At 51.6% G+C, this 22,103-nt stretch carries 29 protein-coding genes; 6 read left to right on the plus strand and 23 right to left on the minus strand.

The window, feature by feature from the left end:
* Positions 1 to 116: 116 nt before the first annotated feature.
* From EL143_RS10885 to EL143_RS10935, 11 genes are all read right to left on the minus strand, one after another.
* The gene (locus tag EL143_RS10885; RefSeq protein WP_085416757.1) at positions 117 to 839 is read right to left on the minus strand and encodes a glycosyltransferase family 2 protein; all 723 of its coding nucleotides are present in this window, start codon (positions 837 to 839) and stop codon (positions 117 to 119) included.
* 116 nt (positions 840 to 955) lie between these two features.
* Entirely contained in the window at positions 956 to 1,525 is a 570-nt protein-coding gene (locus EL143_RS10890; protein WP_126326769.1) for a hypothetical protein, read from the minus strand.
* 39 nt (positions 1,526 to 1,564) lie between these two features.
* The gene (locus EL143_RS10895) at positions 1,565 to 2,158 is read right to left on the minus strand and encodes a hypothetical protein (RefSeq protein ID WP_085416723.1); all 594 of its coding nucleotides are present in this window, start codon (positions 2,156 to 2,158) and stop codon (positions 1,565 to 1,567) included.
* 112 nt (positions 2,159 to 2,270) lie between these two features.
* Positions 2,271 to 3,986, minus strand: coding sequence for an AMP-binding protein (locus EL143_RS10900; protein WP_085416722.1), 1,716 nt, complete (start codon positions 3,984 to 3,986; stop codon positions 2,271 to 2,273).
* Positions 3,987 to 3,990: 4 nt separating this feature from the next.
* A complete protein-coding gene (locus EL143_RS10905; protein WP_085416721.1) occupies positions 3,991 to 4,734 on the minus strand; it encodes a hypothetical protein in 744 nt (247 codons plus the stop codon).
* A 287-nt stretch (positions 4,735 to 5,021) separates the two neighbouring features.
* Positions 5,022 to 5,249 (minus strand): DUF2798 domain-containing protein, encoded by a 228-nt coding sequence (locus tag EL143_RS10910; RefSeq protein ID WP_054598670.1) that lies wholly within the window; start codon positions 5,247 to 5,249, stop codon positions 5,022 to 5,024.
* 84 nt (positions 5,250 to 5,333) lie between these two features.
* Positions 5,334 to 5,873, minus strand: coding sequence for a COG4648 family protein (locus EL143_RS10915; protein WP_085416720.1), 540 nt, complete (start codon positions 5,871 to 5,873; stop codon positions 5,334 to 5,336).
* Positions 5,874 to 6,093: 220 nt separating this feature from the next.
* Positions 6,094 to 6,339 (minus strand): acyl carrier protein, encoded by a 246-nt coding sequence (locus EL143_RS10920; protein WP_085416719.1) that lies wholly within the window; start codon positions 6,337 to 6,339, stop codon positions 6,094 to 6,096.
* 11 nt (positions 6,340 to 6,350) lie between these two features.
* The gene (locus tag EL143_RS10925; protein ID WP_085416718.1) at positions 6,351 to 6,608 is read right to left on the minus strand and encodes a phosphopantetheine-binding protein; all 258 of its coding nucleotides are present in this window, start codon (positions 6,606 to 6,608) and stop codon (positions 6,351 to 6,353) included.
* The gene (locus tag EL143_RS10930; protein ID WP_085416717.1) at positions 6,605 to 7,363 is read right to left on the minus strand and encodes a lysophospholipid acyltransferase family protein; all 759 of its coding nucleotides are present in this window, start codon (positions 7,361 to 7,363) and stop codon (positions 6,605 to 6,607) included. The genes EL143_RS10925 and EL143_RS10930 overlap by 4 nt, the downstream gene beginning before the upstream one ends.
* The gene (locus EL143_RS10935) at positions 7,360 to 8,106 is read right to left on the minus strand and encodes a beta-ketoacyl synthase chain length factor (protein ID WP_085416716.1); all 747 of its coding nucleotides are present in this window, start codon (positions 8,104 to 8,106) and stop codon (positions 7,360 to 7,362) included. Before EL143_RS10935 ends, EL143_RS10930 begins: the two co-directional genes overlap by 4 nt.
* Positions 8,107 to 8,229: 123 nt before the next feature.
* Here EL143_RS10935 and EL143_RS10940 point away from each other — a divergent pair, with 123 nt between their 5' ends.
* The 3 genes from EL143_RS10940 to EL143_RS10950 all read left to right on the plus strand — a co-directional run bounded on the left by EL143_RS10940 (position 8,230) and on the right by EL143_RS10950 (position 10,750).
* Complete coding sequence (locus EL143_RS10940) at positions 8,230 to 8,718, plus strand: ApeP family dehydratase (protein WP_085416715.1); 489 nt, start codon at positions 8,230 to 8,232, stop codon at positions 8,716 to 8,718.
* A gap of 80 nt (positions 8,719 to 8,798) precedes the next feature.
* Entirely contained in the window at positions 8,799 to 9,527 is a 729-nt protein-coding gene (gene fabG, locus EL143_RS10945; RefSeq protein ID WP_085416714.1) for a 3-oxoacyl-ACP reductase FabG, read from the plus strand.
* Entirely contained in the window at positions 9,521 to 10,750 is a 1,230-nt protein-coding gene (locus EL143_RS10950; RefSeq protein WP_085416713.1) for a beta-ketoacyl-ACP synthase, read from the plus strand. The genes fabG and EL143_RS10950 overlap by 7 nt, the downstream gene beginning before the upstream one ends.
* An 82-nt stretch (positions 10,751 to 10,832) precedes the next feature.
* Here EL143_RS10950 and EL143_RS10955 read toward each other — a convergent pair whose 3' ends face one another.
* A complete protein-coding gene (locus EL143_RS10955) occupies positions 10,833 to 11,447 on the minus strand; it encodes a 4'-phosphopantetheinyl transferase family protein (protein ID WP_085416712.1) in 615 nt (204 codons plus the stop codon).
* Positions 11,448 to 11,556: 109 nt separating this feature from the next.
* Between EL143_RS10955 and corA the strand changes: the two genes are divergently transcribed.
* The 3 genes from corA to EL143_RS10970 all read left to right on the plus strand — a co-directional run bounded on the left by corA (position 11,557) and on the right by EL143_RS10970 (position 13,844).
* A complete protein-coding gene (gene corA / locus EL143_RS10960) occupies positions 11,557 to 12,609 on the plus strand; it encodes a magnesium/cobalt transporter CorA (protein WP_085416711.1) in 1,053 nt (350 codons plus the stop codon).
* A 57-nt stretch (positions 12,610 to 12,666) separates the two neighbouring features.
* Complete coding sequence (locus EL143_RS10965) at positions 12,667 to 13,158, plus strand: acyl-CoA thioesterase (protein ID WP_085416710.1); 492 nt, start codon at positions 12,667 to 12,669, stop codon at positions 13,156 to 13,158.
* Positions 13,159 to 13,235: 77 nt separating this feature from the next.
* Positions 13,236 to 13,844, plus strand: coding sequence for a riboflavin synthase subunit alpha (locus EL143_RS10970; RefSeq protein ID WP_085416709.1), 609 nt, complete (start codon positions 13,236 to 13,238; stop codon positions 13,842 to 13,844).
* A 101-nt stretch (positions 13,845 to 13,945) separates the two neighbouring features.
* Here EL143_RS10970 and panC read toward each other — a convergent pair whose 3' ends face one another.
* From panC to EL143_RS11025, 11 genes are all read right to left on the minus strand, one after another.
* Entirely contained in the window at positions 13,946 to 14,779 is an 834-nt protein-coding gene (gene panC / locus EL143_RS10975) for a pantoate--beta-alanine ligase (protein WP_085416708.1), read from the minus strand.
* Positions 14,780 to 14,795: 16 nt separating this feature from the next.
* Positions 14,796 to 15,590, minus strand: coding sequence for a 3-methyl-2-oxobutanoate hydroxymethyltransferase (gene panB, locus EL143_RS10980; RefSeq protein WP_085416756.1), 795 nt, complete (start codon positions 15,588 to 15,590; stop codon positions 14,796 to 14,798).
* Between the two features lie 130 nt (positions 15,591 to 15,720).
* Positions 15,721 to 15,987, minus strand: coding sequence for a hypothetical protein (locus EL143_RS10985; RefSeq protein WP_085416707.1), 267 nt, complete (start codon positions 15,985 to 15,987; stop codon positions 15,721 to 15,723).
* Between the two features lie 17 nt (positions 15,988 to 16,004).
* Complete coding sequence (locus EL143_RS10990; protein ID WP_085416706.1) at positions 16,005 to 16,397, minus strand: phage holin family protein; 393 nt, start codon at positions 16,395 to 16,397, stop codon at positions 16,005 to 16,007.
* 65 nt (positions 16,398 to 16,462) lie between these two features.
* A complete protein-coding gene (locus tag EL143_RS10995) occupies positions 16,463 to 16,774 on the minus strand; it encodes a DUF883 family protein (RefSeq protein WP_009117081.1) in 312 nt (103 codons plus the stop codon).
* Positions 16,775 to 17,002: 228 nt separating this feature from the next.
* Positions 17,003 to 18,721 carry a flotillin family protein gene (locus EL143_RS11000; RefSeq protein WP_085416705.1) on the minus strand — a complete coding sequence of 573 codons (1,719 nt, stop codon included), beginning with the start codon at positions 18,719 to 18,721 and terminating at the stop codon, positions 17,003 to 17,005.
* Between the two features lie 99 nt (positions 18,722 to 18,820).
* Positions 18,821 to 19,054: a hypothetical protein gene (locus EL143_RS11005; RefSeq protein ID WP_085416704.1), complete on the minus strand. Its 234-nt coding sequence runs from the start codon at positions 19,052 to 19,054 to the stop codon at positions 18,821 to 18,823.
* A 36-nt stretch (positions 19,055 to 19,090) separates the two neighbouring features.
* Positions 19,091 to 19,756, minus strand: coding sequence for a YqiJ family protein (locus tag EL143_RS11010; RefSeq protein WP_085416703.1), 666 nt, complete (start codon positions 19,754 to 19,756; stop codon positions 19,091 to 19,093).
* 46 nt (positions 19,757 to 19,802) lie between these two features.
* On the minus strand, positions 19,803 to 20,798 hold the full coding sequence (locus EL143_RS11015; protein ID WP_085416702.1) for a tetratricopeptide repeat protein: 996 nt from the start codon (positions 20,796 to 20,798) through the stop codon (positions 19,803 to 19,805).
* A 75-nt stretch (positions 20,799 to 20,873) separates the two neighbouring features.
* On the minus strand, positions 20,874 to 21,536 hold the full coding sequence (locus tag EL143_RS11020) for a PspA/IM30 family protein (RefSeq protein ID WP_085416701.1): 663 nt from the start codon (positions 21,534 to 21,536) through the stop codon (positions 20,874 to 20,876).
* 27 nt (positions 21,537 to 21,563) lie between these two features.
* Positions 21,564 to 22,064 carry a hypothetical protein gene (locus tag EL143_RS11025; RefSeq protein ID WP_085416700.1) on the minus strand — a complete coding sequence of 167 codons (501 nt, stop codon included), beginning with the start codon at positions 22,062 to 22,064 and terminating at the stop codon, positions 21,564 to 21,566.
* Between the last annotated feature and the right edge of the window lie 39 nt (positions 22,065 to 22,103).

The following is a 22,103-nucleotide window of genomic DNA, read 5'->3' on the forward strand; positions in this document are numbered from 1 at the left end:
TCAACCGGCTTGTCATACTCAGGTCAGGCTTTGGCATGACGATACTTGTTTACTGAACAAATGATTAAGCTATCAGCATGCTGTCAGACAGGCATAGTGCCGGCAAAAACAGATTATCATTTTTTCCATTGGCCGCTCAAACGCTTATACACCATCTCGCAAAACAATCTTGCGTGCATTTTGCTGATCAGCACATTATCGTCAAACGCGCGGAAATGCGACACGCCGCCAGCTTCGTATTTCACCGGCGTTTTAATCCACACCGGTTTCACGCCGCGCCAATAGAGGCGGATAAGGATTTCCGTATCGAAATCCATGCGGTCGCCCACCCTTTCTTCACGCACCACGGCCAGCGCGGGCGCGAGCGGATAAAGGCGGAAACCGCACATACCGTCTTTTATATCGGTGGAAAACGTATTCACCATATTCCAAAAATCGGTAATTTTACGCCCGTAAAGCCGCGCTTTCGGCGCATCGCTGCCGTATTGAGGCCAGCCGCATATAACCGCTTCGGGGTGTTGCGACGCGGCAGCCAGCAACTTTTCCGTGTCGGCCAAACGGTGCTGCGCATCGGCATCCACCTGTAAAACATGGGTGTAGCCCTGCCCTTCGGCGTACTTCAACCCCGCTTTTACCGCCGCGCCTTTACCGCCGTTGACCAAGCGGTACACAACGTGAATGCCTCCCTGCTCCGCCAAAGCGTCCAATACCGGTTTGCAGTCCGCCCGCGAACCGTCGTCCACAATCAGCACATCCAAACCAAACCCGCGCATGGCTTGGGCAACTTGGGTGATGGTGGTCGGGTGGTTGTAGTGGGGGATTAGGGCTAGGGTTTTCATAATCATGTGTTATCAGTCATTTATCTACTTTAGGCCATCTGCGAATATCGATGATTGTGTTTCAGACGGCATAAACTCACTTTTTTAAAGATACTATTACCCCTGCAAAAAGCAGATTATCTAACCAAATCGGCAATGCGGATATTGTGGTTACGGAGCGTCTTCACATACAGCCAAACCGTCGGCAGCATATCGATGAGCATTCCCCCTCCGAAAATAAGCGAAATATTCAGCAAAGACATCTGCACAACGCCTGCCTTATACAGAGCGAACACCACCCCATAATAAACCACATCTACAACAATAGATTGGTAAAGCATGTATCTGGTTACGCCCAGCCCTTTAATCGTTGAATCCAACACGCTGTAATTAAACATAAAAACAATATAAAAAGCCGTTTGAACCAACATAATTTCCAAAACGGTTTCGGCCTGGCCCACTTGTAAAACCTGTGTTAAAAAAGGCTTCCACAAAGGGATGGATACCAACCAAAGCAACACAAAACATACCGTGCATTTCAAATAAATCAGAGTATTCAAGCGCACGGCGTCTACGCTGTTGGCTACATCTCTTTTCACTACCTCGGCCAACGCCAGCGAAGGCACCAATAAAATGCCCCATATGATGTTGTTGGCCACCCAATAAGCCCCCTGCTCGCCAACTTGGTTTACCATACCGAGTATCATAAAAGCAAACGCCGCATTTCTAAGCAGGGATTCCAAACCCTAAAAAGAACCCAACCTCATCCAGTTTTTAAACCAATCCAAATCAAATCCCAGCCGGTTCGCTGCAAAAAATTGCCGAAAACGGCCGTGCGAGAGCACGAAAACGGCCAAAATCGAATTGATTAAGATATTGGATAACGCAATGCCTTTCACACCCAAAGCCAGCGAAAAAGGCATTTCCGAAATGAACAGAATATCCGTTCCAATGAGAAGAGCCATTTTCCATAACGACAACTGGATTATGCACTTGAAATCTTTAATGATTGCCAGATACACAATCAAATATTCCACCACAACCGACAACAAAATAGCTATGGATTCCAATTTGATATATGCCGCAGTATCGGCAATCAATTGCGGAGTTTGCTTTACGCCTGCAAGAAATTGCTCTGCAAAAAAGAAAACCGCAACGCATAAAACGGCATGTATAAACGTTACCGCCATCAACCCGCCCGCCGTGTTTTGCAACAGCTTTTCTTCTCCTTCTTTCAGAGCCTTAGCCAACATGAAAAACAAAGGGATTAAAAAAGCTTCTTTTACAATTTCATACAGAATATTCAACCATTGAATTTGGCTGGCAATATAAACCCCCACTCGTCAGGCATGTTCCCGATAAAATGCAGCCTGATAATATTGACCAAAGAAGGAATGAAAAAGATCAGTAAAAATGCAAACCACAGTTTGAAATCAAAATTCTTCACAGGTTTTACTCGTTAATCGCCCCAAACACAATCCGACCCGAAGCGCACACCGCTTCGTGATTTTCCAGCTTAAACGTCAGTTTGTTTTTATCCGCATCGTATTTCAACTCTGCAAACACTTCATGATGCGGACGCAGGAATTGCTGGTATTTCAGGTTTTCCACGCGCACGACGCTTTGCCGACCCCAGTCGAAACGTTCGGCCAAATCGCGCACCCATTGCAGCTCGATCACGCCGGGCACCAGCGGGAAATTAGCGAAGTGTCCGCCGAAATACACCAAATCCAGCGGCACACGGCCTTGGAAGCGGTGGCTTTCTGCATTTTCAGACAGGCATGGCTGCCATTGCGGGGCGGTTTGCGCTTCGGTAAAGACCGTCTGAAAATCGGCGGCGGTGATTTTGGATTGGGCATTGCGCGGCAAGGCGTCGGTGAAACGCCAGTAGCGCGGTAAAGCCACTGTGTCTTGCGTGGCGGCAAGGTGTTTTTTCAACGCCGCCGCCACAGCCGCCCGCCCCTGCTCCTGTAAGGCTTGGATGCCGTCTGAATTCAACGCCGCCCACACGGCGGGGCGTTTGTGCTGCGGGTGCTGGGCGCAATAGGCATCGGCAATCCATTCGTGCGCCAACAGGTCGTGTTCGATTTGGTTTAATGACACGCGTTTGTCCTCAAATTTGATAATCCGGTCTTTCCGCCCGAGCAATAAAAAGCCTTCGGGCTGCATTTCCACCATATCGGCGGTTTGAAAGCGGCCGTTTGTCCACGGCGATTGCGCCCACAACGCGCCGTCCTCGTCCTGCCCGATTTCCACGGCAGCAAAAGGCTGCCATTCGCGGCGGTGGCGGCGGGACGCAATCACGCCGGTTTCGGTACTGCCGTAAATCTCAAAAGGCCGTACGGCATGTTTTTCGAGCAAATCGGCGGTTACTTCTGGCAATGCACCGCCTGCCGACACAATCCCCGCCACTTTGCCGCCCACCGCCTGCCAGTTGCGCGCTTCGCCCAAACGGTTCAGCACCGCCGGGCTGGCAATCCAAACGCATTTTCCACAAGCTGCGGTGGCCGCCAACAGCGTTTCGGGGTACACATTTTGCAGACGCACCATCGTCCAACCCATCGTGAGCGCGAGCGCGAAACGGAAAGTAAATCCATACATATGCTGCGGGCTGACGCTGCCGATAACCGCCGGATGGTCGCGCCCGAAAGGAACAGCCTCTGCCAAAGCCAACGCTTCCGCTTCCATTTGAGCCGCCGTTTTCACAATCACCTGCGCCCCGCCGGTCGAGCCGGACGTTTTCAGACAGGCTTCGGCATCGGCAGGAATCAACAGATTATCCGGCATCGTGATTTCAGACGGCATGTCGCTCAACATCGCGGGAATACTGTAAACCTTATCGGCATGAAGGCCGTCTGAAAACGCTTTTTCATGAGGCGCATCCGTCAGCCACACATCCGCCGTGTTGCCCCAATCCACATTGTCCCGCGCCAAATTCGGCGGCAACAACACCTTCGCCCCCGCATGCCACGCCGCCAGCACCGCGCAGGCAAAAAACGCGGCATCTTCAAACCACAAAGCGGCGGTTTGCACGTTCTGCGTTTTCAGACGGCCTGAAAGGCAGATAACGGCGCAGTTGAAATCGGCGCGAGTCCAATCGGGGTCGGTGGCGATTAAGGTGGTTTGCGGAAGGGTTGGGGATAGGATTTGAGAGAGGTTATATATCATGTAACTAAACCGCCGTTTTTTTGCTTTCGTTATCAGAACCGTCATCCGATATGCTTTGAAAGATAACTGCGTACTTTTCTTGGTTAAGCCTTTTAAATACTTCTGAAATATTGTCCGGTATCATCATAAATGGAAAACATAGAAAACAAATTACACAACACCAAATAGGTAATAACTGAATACCATGTAATGTATAGTCAATACCAAATGAAAAAATATACGGAACTGATAAACATATTAAGATGCTTACCATCATCAAGAACCCTATTATTTCAGGATTATCAAATCTTAATTTTTGCCTTTTCCGCCGCCAATAGCCGTGTTTTATTTTTTCATCTTCAAAAGAAGGATAAGTTTCTGCAAAAAACTTTTTCTTGTCATATTTTTTATCGTCGGCATTCCACTTAATCGCTCCCAATCCCCTTACCATGCCGCCTTTTGCAAAAACAACATCTAATATTCCGTCCAAACCTATTTTCCGTTCCATTAAAAAGTCCAACTCTTCAACAGAAAGCTCTTTGAAATAAGGTATTTTTTTCTGCTCAAGCTGCCTGTTTAAATCATAAAAATATTGTTTTTTGCTATCTTGTTCGCGAAGATGGGCCGATTCATCCAAATATTTGAAAAAAGATTGTATTTTTACCAATTCCTCTTCTGTCGGTTCAAACTCCCCTTGAAAATATTTTTTAAGGTTTTTTCTATTCCAAAAGAAAAATATGCTTTTGAAAAAAGAAAGAATGATTTCCACTAGTTTATCTCCCCTTAAATAACCAACACAAACAGATGCTTGCTTTCAGACGGCTCTATAATCAATCCACTTAACTTTTACTACGGCGTTGCTGCGCCTTAGCTCAAAGAGAACAAGATTGTGTAAGCCGCTGAAACAGCAACAGAATGGGTTCCGTACTACCACCTATACTGCCTGCGGTTTACTGCCTTGTATTAAAAATTAAACGGATTAACTATATATTCCACCCCAAACCGCCTATGCCAAACTATTACTTCAATATTCGGGTAAAGCCACGTTTGCAGCAATTACTCCACCGACCACTCCACCAGCTTCAGCACCACGGGTCGCACCCCCAACAAGCTCACGAAAGCTATCGGCCAAGTGATGATATAAGCCTTGATAAAGCGTGCAAAATAACCCGCATCTATACCGGTGTTCAATGCCACCAGCACACCGCTTACGATAAACACCATAATGGCAGAAGCGTAGAAAGAAAATGCCAAACCTGCGTATTTTTTCGGTAATTTTTTCATCGTTGTTCCTTTTCTATTTTAATTTTCCATAGCATGTTATCCGGATACCGGCCTGAAAACACAATCATCTTTTTTCAGACGGCCTCAAACTTTCAACACCGCTTTGCGGTACAGCCACTCGCCCGCAAACAACATCCCCATCAAGATATACGAAACCATGCCGGTATAAACCGCCCACCAATCATACCGGCCGGAAAGTGCCAGCAGCCCGGAAAGGGTAGCGTTGAAAATAAAAAACATGCACCAAATTTGCGTTACCCGGCGGGTATAGCGCACGCCTTCGGGCGGCAGATCGGGGTTTTGCAGGCGGGCGAGGCGTTCGATAAGGGTTTGTTTGGCAAAGAGGCTGGCACCGAACACGGCAAGCATCAGGAGGCTGACGGCAACGGGATACCAATACATGGAATCAGGCCGTCTGAAAACAATCACTACGGCAAAAAAAGCAGCCAGCAGCAGGGAAACGGCTTGCTGGGCACGGGTTTTCTGCATCGCGGCGCGTATCAGCCACAAGGCGCACATGGCGGCGGCAAGCCAGAAAAATGCGCCGTGTTCGCGGCCGTAATACCACAGTAACGGATAAGCGATACTGAGTATGATAAGAAAAACTTGGCCGATGATTTTCATAATGGGTTTGAAATGGATATTTATTGATGAACCTACTTGTATGACAAAAGGTCATGCTTAATGTCATACTTGGTTTTATTCAAGCATGACAAATGTGTTTTTTGAATTGTGATGAAATCGCACAAAGCAAGTTTTCAGACAGGCATATTTGCATCATCCGAACATAGCAAAACGGCGGACAAGGATGCCCGCCCTTCGGCTTTTAAATATCAAATGCGGCTTACTCGGCATCAATTCTTAACACAGCCTGCACCACATCATCGACGGTACGCACATTGCGGAAATCTTCGGCCTTAAGCTTGCGGCCGGTTTCGCGTTTGATATGGTCGATCAAATCAATGGCATCAATGCTGTCGATTTCCAAATCTTCGTAAAGATTGGTTTCAGGCTTGATGCGCTCGGGCTCAATTTCAAACAGATTCACCAAAGCATCTGAGAGAATCCGACGGATTTCTTGTTCGGTCATAACGTACCCCTTTATGCTTGACGGCTGCGGACAAACTCGGCCAGTGTGGCTACGCTGGTGAAATGGTCGCGCAGATTGTCTTTTTCACCGTCGAGCTGGAAGCCGAAAGTTTTTTGCACAGCCAAACCCAACTCCAAAGCATCCACCGAATCCAAACCCAATCCTTCGTCGCCAAACAGCGGCGCATCGGTTTCAATATCGTTAACGGTAATGTCTTCCAGACCTAAGCTGTCGATAATCATCTGTTTGATTTGTGTTTCTAAATTCATATTGTTTCTCGTGTGAAATAGTCTTGTAAATAAGCGTTTAAGCGCCGTGCGGCAATGGGTAAGGGGTTTTCGGCCAGCCAATCTTGCGGATGGATGTCGTCGCCGACCGTAATTTCGTAATGGATGGTACGGGGTGGGATTTTATACCATGGCTGGCCTTTTTTAAAATTGGGCGGGTTCATTTTAATGCACACAGGGGTAATCACTTCCGCACTACGCAAGCCGATGGATACGGCGCCGCGGTGGAGTTTGATTTCGCCGTCCCACCCTGTACGCGTGCCTTCGGGGAAAATCAGCATACTCTGCCCGCTTTTAAACACGGCATCCACTTCTTCCATCATTTCCAGCGATTCGTCGTTGGGAATATAACCCGTGGCGAGAATCTGGCTTTTCATGGAAGGGTTTTTAAGCAGGTCTTTTTTAACGATACAGTTCATCTGCGGCACATGGCCGATCAACAATACCACATCCAGCAGCGACGGATGATTGGCTAATACCAATTGGCCTGGTCTGCCCAATTTTTCCAAGCCGTTGAAGCGTACACTCAACACGCCCGACCATACCAAATAGCCGACAAACCACTTCCACACTCCGCCGATCAGCCGTCGCGCCTGCATTTGGCGTGGAATGTCATTTTTGGTGCTTTTCAGAGTGTAAGGCAGCAAAACGATTTTAAACAACACGCCCACCACGCCGAACAGCACAAAACCAAACAATGTTGCAAAAAAGCGGCGGTAATAATTCAATGACTTCATAAAGTTTTCTGCCAAAACCAGCGACGTTGGTCGTAATATCTGGTTTCTTCATGCCTGTCTGAAAGCATGAAACGTATCCAATCAAGCGCGCCCCAATAAGGTGAGTTTTCTTCGGCTTGTTCACCGCAAGACAAAGACAAGCGGTATTGCTGCCCCGGTTGCAACACCATCGCAAGCGCATAGGGCATAGGCGCGCGTTCTGCTTCGAGCGCATATTCTTCTACCAACGGATCATCCGCCAATACCAGCAGCACTTTGTCTCCACCGTCCTGCATCAGCGCATACGCTTCGGCCAAAGCCGTTTCCAAACCGTCGCTGCCCACCGCCAAAGCGGTGTTTTCACGCATATCTTTACGCAACATCGACCACTGACCCACTTGCGCATTGTGCACGGACAAGCCGAATGATGTGGGCGATACTGTATGGGTTTTCATCAATTCAAGCCACAGCTCGAAGCTGCGGTTTAATTCGCCGTCGTGCGAGGCAAACACCAAAGCGCTTTCAGGATACTGTTCGGCCAGGTTCCACGCCGCATCACACACCAAGCGCGCAGCTTTGCCCAAGCGCCGCCGCTGCATGGCAGGCAAAAAAGCCAGCTCGGGTTTATAATCAGGCTGGCTTTCGAAAAAAGAAGCGTTTGCCGACCATTGCCGCCAAGCGTCATGCCCTGCCAAACGGCTGGAGGATGCCTGCCATTCGACAATATCAAAAGAAAAACTGCAATGGGAAGGAGCGGTCATCATGCGTTCAATCCGGTCGGTAAATACGCTATATTTTAACCTAAGGTTTTAACAAAAAACAGCAATGCAATATAATTGCACATTATTATTTAAATCAACCCCGCTACATTACAGCCCATATCATCCATGAATGCCCCGCTCACCTGCCCAATCACATCTGTTGCACCACTGTTGCCGCACAGCGGCCATATGGTTTTACTTGACTGCATCACAGATTACGGCGCCGGCCACCTTTGCGCCACGGCGAAAATCAGCGAAAATCATATTCTTCTGAAAAACAACTACCTGCCTTGCTCTTCCAGCATAGAAATTATGGCGCAAGGCATAGGCGCTTTGATGGGCTGCCATGCCGCCAACGCAGGCGAACCAATCAAACTGGGCTTCTTACTAGGCACCCGCAAGCTGGATTTATTTGCCGACAATATTCCGATTGGTACCCAATTACAGGTAAAAGTTAAAGAATCCGTAATAGATTCAACCGGTTTTGGCGTATTTGACTGCACTCTGCATTGGATTGACGCGCCGGAACATGCAAAAAACACATTGCCTGCCGACGGCTTGCTGGCGCAGGCCGCCCTGAATGTTTACAGCCCGAAAGAAGGGCAAACCGCTTGAGCCGAATGTCGTTTTTTTCAGACAGGCATTGTGATCGGCCAAGCATACCTACCCCCATTTCTCAATTTTAAGGAAAACGCATGAGCGAAACCATTTTAATCACCGGCTCAAACCGAGGCATCGGCAAAGCAATTGCTTTGGGCTTGGCGCAAGACGGCTACGACATTGTAGTCCATTGCCGCAGCCGCCGCGAAGAAGCGGAAACCGTGGCCGAATCCGTGCGCGCTTTGGGCAGACGGGCCAGAGTTTTGCAGTTTGACGTTTCCGACCGAAGCCAATGCCGTGAAGCGCTTGCAGCCGATATTGAAGCACACGGTGCTTATTACGGTGTGGTGCTCAATGCCGGTTTAACGCGCGACAACGCTTTTCCGGCTTTTGAAGACGAAGACTGGGATCAGGTTCTGCGTACCAATTTGGATGGTTTTTATAATGTACTGCATCCGCTCGTAATGCCGATGATACGCCGCCGCAAAGCGGGGCGTATTGTGTGTATGGCTTCCGTGTCCGGTATCACGGGCAACCGCGGCCAGGTCAATTACAGCGCTTCCAAAGCCGGTATTATCGGTGCGGCCAAAGCTCTGGCGGTGGAGCTCGCCAAGCGGAAAATCACGGTCAACTGCGTGGCTCCCGGTCTGATTGATACGGAAATTGTGGATGAAAACGTGCCGGTGGAAGAGATTTTAAAAGCCGTACCTGCCGCACGCATGGGTTCGCCGGAAGAAGTGGCGCATGCCGTTCGGTTTTTGATGGATGAGAAAGCAGCGTATATCACGCGGCAGGTTATTGCAGTAAACGGAGGTTTGTGTTGAGACGGGTTGTCGTTACAGGCGTCGGTGGGATTACCGCATTCGGGCGCGATTGGAAAAGCATTCAGACAGGCTTTCTAAAAGGTAAAAACGCCGTAAAAAGCATGGATTGGTCGGAGCAGTTTCCCGAGTTGGAAGCGCGCTTGGGTGCGATAGTGGAAAACTACCAACCGCCCGCCCACTGGACGCGCAAACAGCTGCGCAGCATGGGGCGCGGTACGCAAATGGCGGTTGATGCCGCCGAACAGGCTTTGGCCGATGCCGGACTTTTGGGCGACGAGCGTATCAAAGACGGCCGCATGGGCGTGGCCGGAGGCTCATCGGTGGGTAGCACCAAAGACACCGGCGTGATGGGCGATTTGGTATTGCACGGCAACTCGCGCAATTTCAACGCCAACACCTATGTGCGCATGATGCCGCACACCGTTCCGGCCAATGTCGGTATCTTCTTCGGACTTACCGGGCGCCTCATTCCCACCTCCAGCGCCTGCTCCTCCAGCAGCCAGGCCATAGGTTATTCTTACGAAGCCATCAAATACGGCCTGATAGACATGATGCTCAGCGGCGGCAGCGAAGAATTCTGTCCATCCGAAGTGTATGTATTCGATTCACTCTATGCCGCCAGCCGCCGCAGCCACGAACCCGAACTCACCCCCCGCCCCTACGACAGCGGTCGCGACGGCCTCGTTATCGGCGAAGGCGGATGCTTTTTGGTGCTGGAAGAATTGGAACATGCGCGCGCGCGCGGTGCAAAAATCTATGCCGAAATCGTGGGTTACGGCGCCAACAGCGACGGCAGCCATATTACCCAGCCGCAAAAAGCCACCATGCAGCGCTGCATGGAAATGGCCTTGAAAGACGCCGGCATTCGGCCGGGCCAAATCGGCTATGTGAACGGGCACGGCACAGCTACCGAAAAAGGAGACATCGCCGAAACTTTGGCCACGGAAGCCGTTTTCGGACATGTGCCCATGAGTTCGCAAAAAAGCTATTTCGGCCACACACTCGGCGCCTGCGGGTCTTTGGAATCTTGGTTTTCCATTGAAATGATGAACAGCAGCTGGTTTGCGCCCACCGTCAATCTGGACAATATCGACCCGCTTTGCGGCAAAGTGGACTATATCCGCGGCGAAGGGCGTGAAATCAGAACCGACTATGTGATGAACAACAACTTCGCCTTCGGCGGCGTGAACACCTCACTGATATTCAAACGCTGGCAGGAATAACAAAACTGAAGCCGAAAATGCCTGTCTGAAACTTTTTCAGACAGGCATTGTTTATAGCCAAACCCAAACCGAACATCTCCGCTCAATCATAGCTGCCCACGTTTACCGCCTCCGCTTCAAAGCCACCTTCCATGCGCAGCTCCAGCGCCCCTTCTCCGCGCCAAACACAAGCCAACATAAAATCACGGCCGATTTTATAAGTGACACCCCGCCAGCCGCCGCAGCCTTGCACATGCAAACCCGTTTTGCCGCCGGTACCGGGTTGCCGGCCCACCGCTTTCATTGCTTCGGGAAAACCCAAGCCGCCCGCCTTAAGCAGCGCCTCTTTCAGCGTCCACAATTCATAGAAATCATCGGCTTGCCATCCGCGCGCCGCCAATTCTATCTGCTCGTAAGGCTGCGCCACCCATTCGGCTAACAACGCGAAATCCCTCGGGCGGATATATTCAATATCCACACCCACTGCCAAACCTGCACCGCCGCACAACACCGCCGCCATGCCGTTGCTGTGCGACAAAGACCGCACCGGCGAAGCCGCCCGCTGTTTCAAATAGCGGCTCACCCGCCAATCCGCCCGCTGCGCCAATTCAGGCCGCGCCTGCAATCTGAGCGTATCCTGTTTATCCAACAAATCAGGGCGGTATAAATCTGCACAGCGCCCGTCGGCCAGCAGGCAGCATAATGGTGTGTACGGCATAACTCATCAATATCGGCTATGGTTAGAATAGACACCCGCCCGGCCAAGTGGCTTCAGACAGGCATTTCCATTATACTTTGCCTCTCCGAACCGATACACCTTTGCCGCCATGAACGAAGCCGCACCCAAACGCAGCAGCACGGAAAATACGCCCAAACACGCCGTGCACCAAACGCTTTACAGCCCCAAAGAATGCGCCACCCGCGACCTGATCCTAAGCAACGGCAACCTGCCGGAACACACGGCGCTTATTCCCCACGGCCCGGATTCGGAGCACATCAACTGGCTGCATTTCGTCGGCGTTAACGATGGCGCCACGCTCAAAACCCTGCTTGCGCCCTACGGCATTCACGAGCTGGTCATCGAAGACTTGCTCAACCGCAACCAGCGCCCCAAAGCAGAGGATTACGACAACTACCTCTTTATCGCCACCCGCGTGTTCCAATACGGCGGCAGCAAGCTCGTTTCAGACCCGGTGTACCTGATTATCGGGCACAATTTCGTCCTCACCTTCCAGCAGCGCCCGCTCGGGCTGCTCAGCAGCATCCGCAAACACATTGTCGACAACCGCACCGGCCTGCGCGACAAAAGCCCCGTTTTCCTCTCCTATACCTTCATCGACCGCCTGGTCGACGATTATTTCATCACCCTCGATCATTTCAATAACCGCGTGGAGGCGATTGACAAAAACCTGTTTGCCAACACCGGTAGCAACACCACCGATCTGCTGCCGAAAATCCACCGTCTCAAGCGCGACGCCGTGCGCCTGCGCCGCACGCTTTCACCCATGCGCGACATGATGGTTCAGCTTTTACGCGGCGATTTTCCCATTTTCCACAACGAAGCCCATATCTACCTGCGCGACGCCTACGACCACCTGCTCCAGCTTTCCGAATCGCTCGATGCCTCGCGCGATTCCGTGCAGAGCATGATGGACGTGCATTTGTCTTACCAGTCCAACCGGCTCAACATGCAGATGCGCGTGCTCACCGTGATTACCATCATTTTCATGCCGCTCACCCTGATTACCGGCATCTACGGCATGAATTTCGACAACATGCCCGAGCTACATTGGCGCTACGGATATTATATGGTCTGGCTGGCCATGATCTGCATCGTGTCGGCCCTGCTTATTTATTTCCACCGCCGCAAGTGGATTTAACCCGATGCCTGTCTGAAAACGATTTTCCGCAACCTCAAACAATCAAAAGAGAACAATATGAACGACAATCAAAACCTTCCTCAATCAGAGCTTCAAATGTCCGTTTTAATGACGCCAGACATGGCCAACTTCAGCGGCAACGTACACGGCGGCGACCTGCTCAAACTGCTCGACCAAGTTGCCTACGCCTGCGCCAGCCGTTACAGCGGCCACTACTGCGTTACCCTCTCTGTGGACAAAGTTACCTTTAAAGAGCCGATTCATGTGGGCGAACTCGTTACCTTTCTTGCCAGCGTCAACCATGTCGGCCGCACCTCGATGGAAGTCGGTATCCGCGTAGAAGCGCAAAACATCCGCGAACGCACCGTGCGCCACACCAACAGCTGCTATTTCACCATGGTTGCCGTTGACAACGGCAAGCCGGTAGCCGTGCCGCCGCTGCAAATTACCAACGAACGCCAGCAATGCCGCTTTGAAGCCGCAGAAGCCCGCAAACGCATTCGTCTGCAAGAAAGCAGCCAACCCAGCTGCCACGAGTGCGAAGAATAAAACCATGCCTGTCTGAAAAGCATTCCCCGCTTTTTCAGACAGGCATTCCTACAATTTTTCATTTAGAAAGCAAAACCATGTTTACAGGTATCGTTCAAGGCACCGGCACCATCATCGCAGTCGACAGCCCCTCGGAAGACTTCCGCACGCTTACCGTCGAGCTGCCCGGGCACATGGCAGACAATCTGCAAACCGGCGCATCCGTTGCCAACAACGGCTGCTGCCTTACCATTACCCACATCAACGGCAGACAAGTCAAGTTCGACCTGATGGCCGAAACCCTCAGGAAAACCAATCTCGGCGAACTCGAAGCGGGCGATGCCGTAAACCTCGAACGCGCCGCCCGCTTCGGCGACGAAATCGGCGGCCACTTGATGAGCGGCCACATCAGCGCCGTTACCCGCATCACCCGCATAGAAGAAAGCCCACACAACAAAACCGTGTGGTTCGCCCTCCCCCACGCGCTCAAACCCTACATCCTGCCCAAAGGCTTCGCCGGCTTAGACGGTTGCAGCCTGACCATAGGCGAAGTAACCGGTGAGGAATTCAACGTCCACCTCATCCCCGAAACCTTGCGGCTCACCTTATTCGGCATCAAACAAGCAGGCGACAGCGTCAATATCGAAATTGACCCGCAAACCCAAGCCATCGTCGATACGGTTACACGCATACTGGCCAAACCCTGAAAATATTTTCAGACAGGCATATTAAACATCCGCCACATAAACCATGCCTGTCTGAAAGCTACTGTTCAGACAGGCATGGTTTCATCCAATCGCAAAACGGTTTACAGATGCACTTCGATATTGTCAATCAAGCGCGTGTTGCCTAAACGCGCCGCCGCCACAACCACCACATGCTTGTCGCCCGCATGCGCCACCTGCAAATTACCGGCATGGCGCACTTCGATATAATCCACAACCCAGCCAGCATCACGCAAACGCTGCTTGGCTGCCTGCTCCAACTCGGCATAATTCACATTTCCATCCCGAATCGCCTGTGCCATCTGCGATAATTCGCGATAAAGGCGCGGCGCTTCGGCGCGCTCCTCCGCACTCAAATACTGGTTGCGGCTGGATAAAGCCAAACCGTCGGCGGCCCTGCCCGTGTCCACAGGCACGATACGGATGTTCATATTCAAATCATCCACCATGCCCTGAATAATGGTCAATTGCTGGTAATCTTTCTTGCCGAAGCAAGCCACATCGGCTTGCACGATATTAAACAGCTTGGTTACAACGGTAGCCACACCGCGGAAATGCCCCGGCCTGAACGCGCCGCACAGCTCGTTTTGCAGATTCGGCGGCTCCACATTGTATTGCTGCTGCACACGCGGATAAAGCTCCTGCTCGTCGGGCGCAAACACCACAGCCACGCCTTCGCCTTTCAGTTTGCCCGCATCCTGCTGCAACGTGCGCGGATATTTATCGAAATCCTCGCCTTGCCCGAATTGCAGGCGGTTCACAAAAATGCTCACCACCACTTGGTCGGCATGTTTTTTGGCTTCGCGCACCAAAGCCAGATGCCCTTCGTGCAGATTGCCCATCGTGGGCACGAAAGCCACGCTGCCCGCATTTTTTCTCCATTCGCGAAGCTCTTGAATGGAATGGATGATTTTCATAAATGCTTATCCTTGTTTAAGCTTTAAAAATGTGTTCTTCAGCCGGAAAGGTTTGGTTTTTAACCGCATCCACATAAGCTTTCACGGCCGCTTGAATGCTGGTTTGCCCTTCCATAAAATTTTTCACGAATTTAGCGGTTTTGCCCGGGAACACACCCAGCATATCGTGCATCACCAGCACCTGCCCGTCGCAATCGACACCCGCCCCGATACCGATGGTCGGGCAGGAAACGCTTTGGGTAACCAGTTTGCCCAGCTCGGCAGGCACGCACTCCATCAACACCATCGCCGCACCCGCTTCATCATGTGCTTTGGCATCATTCAGCAAAGCCTGTGCAGCCGCATCGCCCTTGCCTTGAACTTTATAGCCGCCGAAAGCATGCACCGACTGCGGCGTCAGCCCGATATGCGCGCACACGGGGATACCGCGCATCTGCAAAAATCCGGTAGTTTCCGCCATCCACACACCGCCTTCCAATTTCACCATGTGTGCTCCGGCCGCCATTAGCTCGGCGGAAGCGGCAAAAGCCTGCTCCTTGCTTTGCTGGTAGGCGCCGAAAGGCAAATCGGCCACAATCATGGCCTGCTTGTTACCGCGCGCAACCGCCGCGGTGTGGTAACACATATCCTGCAAAGTTACCGGCAGAGTGGAGCTTTGTCCTTGCACCGTCATGCCTAAAGAGTCGCCCACCAAAAGCATATCCACGCCTGCTTCGTTCATCAAAGATGCAAAGCTGGCCTCATAGCAGGTGAGCATGGCGATTTTCTCGCCTCCAGCCTTCATTTTTTGCAGGGTATTTACAGTAATCATAAGTATCAGAAGCTTCAAAAACATTAAACGCTGCCTATATTAAGGCACATGATGGGATTTCAAGGTTTTGCGCACAAGCAAATGCCTGTCTGAACCGTTTTCAGACAGGCATTCCAATCAAAACTCGGGCTTAGCGCTTTTTCTTCCAAAACTCAAAAGCCATCAATGCCGCGCCCAACATAGCCCGGTGTTTCCACTTGATGGGCAGCAGCACGCTTTTCCACAAGCTCTGGCTGGGCATGTTGCTGACCAAATCCAAAACCTGTGCGGCCGGCCCGTCGGGCTCTTGCCGGCGCGAGCGCCTTAATTTTTGGCGCTCCAAATCGATTTTCAAACGTGCGAGCTTGCATTCCAGCTCTAAAAGTTCGCGTTCTTCACGTTTGCTCTTGTTAGGCATGTGTCTGCTCCTCCCTGTTATTCTTTACGGCCGCGTTCAGTCTTGTCGTTCAGATAAGCCAAGTCTTCCTGCATATCTTGAAAAGTTTGGCTGACTTTTTCGCTTCCGCTGCGCCAGATTGAAGGAATTTGTAAAATCAAACAAAGCACCAAAAGCAGTGCAACGCCGGCGGTTCCGAAAAACGTCCAAATTTTGGCTTCGTCCGACAACACGGTATTCAAACCGAAAAGCAGTGCGGTCAGGCCTATCAGGCAGCACACGGCGGCAGCCATAATCATGGCGAAGATTTTCAACACACCCGCAGCCTGCTCTTCAACATCCAAACGCAGCACACGCAAACGCAGCAGCAGCAAATGGATACCTTGGCCGAAGATGGCTTTAATACCGGTAATTTCCTGTTTAATACCCATAGGCTTCGCCTTTCTAAATTAAACACGGAAACCGCCGGAAAGGCCCGGCGGTTTGACGATATGAATTAACGACGGGTCAGCAGAATGCCTGTAACCAAACCTGCCAAAGCAGCAAAGCCCATTGCGTAGTAAGGCTTGTCGTTCACATAATCATCAACCTGACGGACACGGTAACGCGCTTCTTCATAAGCACGCTCTTCAAAATCACTCAGTTTTGATTGTGCGCGCTCAAGTTTGGATTGCAGCTTTTCTTTCAAAGCTTTGGTTTCTTCCGCGCCACGCTCGATACCTTGGTCATACAGCGCTTCCGCATCGTTTAATACCGAACGGATTTCTTGCAGCAAAGCATCTTTTTGTGATTCGTAGTTACGTCTCATTGTGTTTTCCTTTCCAAGTTAAATTACCTGCAAAATGGCAAGCAACATTTTCTACATAAGTCTATTTTCAGATATTTCAAGAAAATATTCGATAAATTTAACGGATATGGAAATTTTAAGGTCGGCCCGATAAAGCAAAAAGTAAGTTCGTTTGCTCTATTTTAAACTGCCCCCCGATAAAAATGCCTGTCTGAAAACATTTTTCAGACAGGCATTTTTATGGCCGGATTACGACGGTTCGGTCTTCGAGCCGACCGGTTTGTCCAAAGCCTGCGTCAAACCGTTGATGTCGCCGCCGTTTAAGCCCAATTCTTTCAACAAACCGTCAACCAAAGGAGCTTGACTGCGGTAGCGCAACGCGCTGTTAACCATTTGGTCGGCCAGATTGCCTTGCTGTGCCGCACCTTCCGCACCCTCTGCCGCACTTGCGCCGCCGAAACCGCCCAAACCGTTGACTTGCAGAATCTTGATGTCGTCGATGTTTTCCATCGGACGCACGGATTCGCGGATGATGTCCGGCAGATGTTTCAGCATAGCCAAACGGATCTGCATTTCAATCTGCTCGATCGAAAGCACATTGGCCGCTTCGTTTACCGCGCGCTTACCTTCGGCATCCACTTTATATTGCTGCTCTTGCGCCTGAGCCAGCAAAACTTGCGCATCCGCTTTACCTTGGGCTTCCAAACGCGCCTGCTCCGCCTCGGCCTGAGCCGCAATGCGCACGGCTTCCGCACGGTCTTGCGCCGCCTGTTTCTCGGCTTCCGCAGCCACAGTTACGGCAATCGCTTCTTTCTGCGCCGCTTCCGTTGCCGCAATCAATTCCACCGCTTTGGCGCGCTCGGCACGCTCGGTTTCGCGCACGGTTATCACGCTTTCTTCTTCGCGCACCGCCGCCGCTCGCGCTTTGTCGGCTTCTGCTTTCGCCTCCGATTCGGCGCGGGATTTTTCCGCCACCGCAATCGCGCGGTCCTGCTCGGCCAGCTCAATCGCTTTGCGTCGCTCTACTTCCGCCTGCTCCACAGCCTGCGCTTTGCGGATGTCTTCGTTTTTAATATCGCGCTCGGCCAAAATGCGTTTCAAATCCACTTCGCGTGCAGCGGCGATTTGCGCTTCTTCGGCTTCACGTTTTTTAGCCGCTTCCTGCTCGGCAATGCTGGCTTCCTGCTCGGCTTTGCGCACGGCAATTTCACGCTCCTGCTCCAATTTGGCATATTCTTCTTCGCGCAGGATTTGCAGGCGTGTGCGCTCCGCTTCCAAGTTTTTGGTTTTAATCGCCAAATCCGTGTCTTGCTCGATATCGTTGCGCTTTTTGCGGCGCACTTCGATGGTTTCGGTCAGTTTGGTCAAACCTTCGGCGTCAAACGCGTTTTGCGGGTTGAAAAATTCAAACGCCGTTTGATCCAAGCCGGTCAGCGACACGGTTTCCAGCTCCAAGCCGTTTTTAAACAAATCTTCCGATACCACTTGCTGCACTTTCTGCACAAAATCGCCCCGTTTTTCGTGCAGCTCTTCCATAGCCATTTGGGAAGCCACCGCGCGCAGCGCATCCACAAATTTACCTTCCACCAAATCTTTCAGCTGCTCGGGCGACATGGTTTTCATGCCCAAAGTCTGCGCCGCCGTGGCTACGCTGTCGGAAGTGGGCTTCACGCGCACATAAAACTCCGCCGCCACGTCCACACGCATCCGGTCGCGCGTAATCAAAGCCTGCTGCGCCGTGCGGCGCACTTCCAGCCGCAAGGTGTTCATATTCACCGGAATCACTTCATGCAACACCGGCAACACCAGCGCGCCGCCGTTCATAATCACCTTTTCCCCGCCGAAGCCCGTGCGCACAAACGATACTTCCTTGCTCGCACGGCGGTACAAACGCGCCAGAATCAGGCCGAGCACAAACAAGGCAACCAGCACGATACCGGCAATGCTTGCAATTGAAATCCAACCCATAAATTTTCCTTTCTTCTTTTAATAAAGACCACACAGCAAAATGTAATAAAGACCACACAGCAAAATGATTTTCAGGCAGGCATATTGATGTTTTGCACCTCAACCGGCCAACAGCAACAACACGCAAAAAACCGTCCACGCAACCCACGAGAGCAAAGCATAAAACCGGATTTGCCCGGCATCCCAATCGGTTGCCCTAAAATTGATTAAAAAACCTGCCAACCAGCCTTCAATCTTTTCTGCGCCGCCCCATGAGAGCAGCCATTTGAAATACAGGCTGACCAAAACGTAAAGAGCGATTACTAAAAAATAAGCCATCATATAACCGACCATTTACTGCTTTTCAGACAGGCATAACTGTCGAAACAACTAATCCACCAAGCTGCCGCTCGGATTGGCAATCGCTTTAAACGTATTTCCCTCCAGCGACACCAGCAACACAGCCTCGCCTTGTTGCAACACGCTGCCGTCATCCGGCTCGGCCATCACATAATGCTGCTGGCCGAAGCTGTCTTTCACGCGCACTTCCGCCGGGCTGCCGCGCCGCGCCTCGCCCAACACCACCACGCCGACACGGCCGATCAGGCTTTTTTGCTCAATCGCCGTGGTTTCGTCTTTCGGCATGATTTTATAAAGCCCTCCGCCCACCATCCGCACCACGGGCAAGCTGGCGAACCACACGGCCGCCGCAGCCAAAAAACCGTTGAGATAGAAGCCGGCAAAGTTTTTCAGACAGGCCTGCAAGATATAGCCGAGCAAACCGAACACGGCCAGAAACACTACCATCAGCATCAGCAACGGAATCTTGCCCACATAAAGCCAGCTTAAAAACCGCACCAGTACACCCGCATCCGCGCCGTCCAACCCGATTTCGGCATGCGCCGGCTCCGTTAAACTGTCGGGCAGCAGGCCGTCGAGCCAATCGCTGATACCGCCGAACACCAGCGATAAAGTCTCCACCACGCCCAGCAGCACCATCAGCATAATGGCAACACCGAAAATCCGGGTTTGCGGCGCATTGATTAAATCCCACATAGTTGTTCCTTTGTATTGGCAAGGCAAATGCCTGTCTGAAAAGCATCTACTTCGGCTTAACGGCGCCGCTTGCGAGTAAAGCGGCTTCCACCAATTGTTTATCGCCCAGTCCGGCCCATTCGGCCCGATATTCTTCGGCGTGTTTTTTCTCGAGTTCGTTCAAGCCGCTCAAGGCCTTGGATCGCAGCCGCCACTGGTGGAAAGGCTTTAAAATGCCACGGCTTTTTTCGCTGCGTTCAAACGCAGCCTGCTGCAAAGCATAACCGATGGCCGGATCATAATATTGTTTGCTGCACCCCCTTTGGGAAAAACACTCGCCCAACCTTTGCAGCGCATTCGGATAGCCGTTGCCGGCGGCCATGCCCATCCAATACAGCGCGAAAGAGGTTTCCTGCGGCACACCCCTGCCGACGGCATACATCCTGCCCAAAGCCATTTGCGCATCCCCCATACCGCCATGTGCCGCTTTTTGATAAGCCGCCGCGGCTTTCTCATAATCAGGAGAAGGCAAATCTTCAATACACATGCCCAAATTCGACCAAGCAGCCGCAGAAGCGCCTTTGCTTGCCGCATGCTCCATCAGCTGGCAACCGCGCTCGATATCCTTGCTAACCCCTCTTCCTTCCAAATAAGCAACCGCGAGGTTGTTTAAAGCCTTCACATGCCCTTTCGCCGCCGCTTTTTCCCAAAGCGGAAAAGCCTTATCCCATTCTTTATTCCGCATATGCGCCTGCGCTTGTGCATACCAGGCATTTACTTCGCCATCCTGCTGCACGTTATTCGCCGGCACGGCCGAGGCGGACTCAGGTTCAGGCGCAGGTAAAGAAACGGGCGCAATTTTCTGCTGCTTAACCACAGCGGCATCAGGTCGGCCAACCGGTGCGGCAGCTGCCTGTTTGGGCGGCGCGGATTCAGGCGGTGTTTCCACAACCGCAACGTCCCAATTGTCGTAAATCAAACCTGCAATGCTCAACACCAGCACAACAGCCGCAACAACCAGCCATTTATTATTATTCTTTTGCTTAGGCTCAGATGGATACATGATCTGCTTTCCGAATGTTTCAGACAGGCATACCCCGATTATGGTTTGGCTTGACGAATGCCTGTCTGAAACGGCTTACTTATTGGCTTTCAACGCAGCCAGCCGCTCTTTGATCCGGTTGCTGCGGCTTAAATCTTCCAGCTCTTTCAGCTTGGCCAGTTGCGCAGCTTCGGTGCTGTTGTGAACCGCATTTTGGCGACCCATTACCCGGTCAAACGTGTTACCGCTTTTTTCGGCATCGCGCACAATGCGGTTCAAATCACCGCCTGCGGCCTCTCCGGCTCCCGCCGAACGCTGCTGGGCAGCGCGCCATTCCTGCAATTGCTGCTGCATCTCGCGCTTTTTCGCCTGCAAGGCCGCAATAAAGCTTTCCAGCTCCTTTTCTTGTGCAGCGCAATCGGCAATCGTGTTTTCCAAAACCGGCAAACGCGCTTCGATATCCATTTGCTCGGCAATGCCCGCCTCGGCCAAATCATCGCGGCCGCTGTTAACCGCAGCCTGCAAACTTTCACTCAAAGCTTCGTGGCGGTTGCTTTCATCCGCCATTTTCTTGGCCGCCAAATGCTTTTGCGCCAACACCTTGCCCAATTCCGCGCGCACTTCGTCAACCGCCCGCTCGATTTCGCGTATGCTTTCGTTCATTACCGCTTCGGGCGCCCAATTTTCCGCAGCATCCACCAAAGCATGAAAACCCCCGCTAACCAAACGCCCCACTCTGCGTGCCAATGTTTCGCTCATATATTTTCCTTTCCTGTTTGTCTGCATTTACACATCGCCGGCCTGCTGCACAATCTGTGCCAGCTTCAGCGTGTTCTCCAACTCGCCCAACACATTATCGTCATACGCGGCGCCTTTTCCGGTAACCGCCAGCTGGAAGATGCTGTCGGTCAGACGGACAATGCGCCACATCACTTCACGCTCATATTTTTTCAGCATCTCCAAATCCGCATTCTCGCGCAAGTCGGCGGCCAATGTCGCGCCCAAATCCGGCAGCAGTTCAAACACCCGCGCCAAAATGTGGGAGTGCACGCCGTATTCTTTTTCCGCATGCAGCACATCGCGCTTGGCCGATTGGAAAAACTGCTCCATTGCATTCAGCGCCGAGCCGTAGTCATGCATCTGCGTATGCGCCAAACGCGCCTGCTTCAATAGCTCGCGGATTTTCTCGGAAGGCGTATTCGCATCTTCCATATTTAAATTAGCTATAAAATCAGCATCTTCCTGAGAAATTCTCACACTAACCGGTATTCTGTTGCTTGCATTCATTTCAAATAATTTCTTTTGTATTCATTTGAATACAACTAT

The sequence above is a fragment of the Neisseria canis genome, from assembly GCF_900636765.1.
Classification (GTDB): Bacteria; Pseudomonadota; Gammaproteobacteria; order Burkholderiales; family Neisseriaceae; genus Neisseria; species Neisseria canis.